1 pseudogene is annotated in these 425 nt (G+C 62.6%); it reads left to right on the top strand.

Annotated elements, in window-relative coordinates:
• Positions 1-263, top strand: a pseudogene (locus EOA24_RS40925) (hypothetical protein); the annotation flags it as partial.
• Positions 264-425 lie beyond the last annotated feature (162 nt).

Raw genomic sequence — 425 nt, 5'->3', positions numbered from 1 at the left:
CCATGGGCATGGAAGAGAAGGTCAGGGCGTATCTCGACGAGATGGCGATCGGCGCGGGCTTTTTTGCCGCCATGCAGTCGGCGCGGTTTGCCAAGCACAGGGAACTCAGCCAGGGCGAACTTCGCGAATTCGGGCTCACGACCGGATCGCAATCGGTGGATGCGCTGACTGGGGCAACCATCTGCAACTCATCGCCGAAACGGGACAATTGCCGAGTGCTGCCGGCCGCCAATGCCGAGGCCGAGGCGCCAGCGAAACTTTAGAGCAATTCCAGGAAAGTGTTCACGGTTCTCCGTCCGGAATTGCATAGACAAGGAGAGAGCCCGGCACTGGCCATCGAGGCAGGTTGAGGCGGGCAGGGCGGCGCCGCTATCCTCCTCGCGCGATTTGCGGAACGGAGGATCGGCGATGAGCGCGGGAATCCC

This window comes from Mesorhizobium sp. M2A.F.Ca.ET.039.01.1.1, assembly GCF_003998035.1.
Lineage (GTDB): Bacteria > Pseudomonadota > Alphaproteobacteria > Rhizobiales > Rhizobiaceae > Mesorhizobium.
This window is presented reverse-complemented; position numbering and strand designations above follow the sequence as displayed.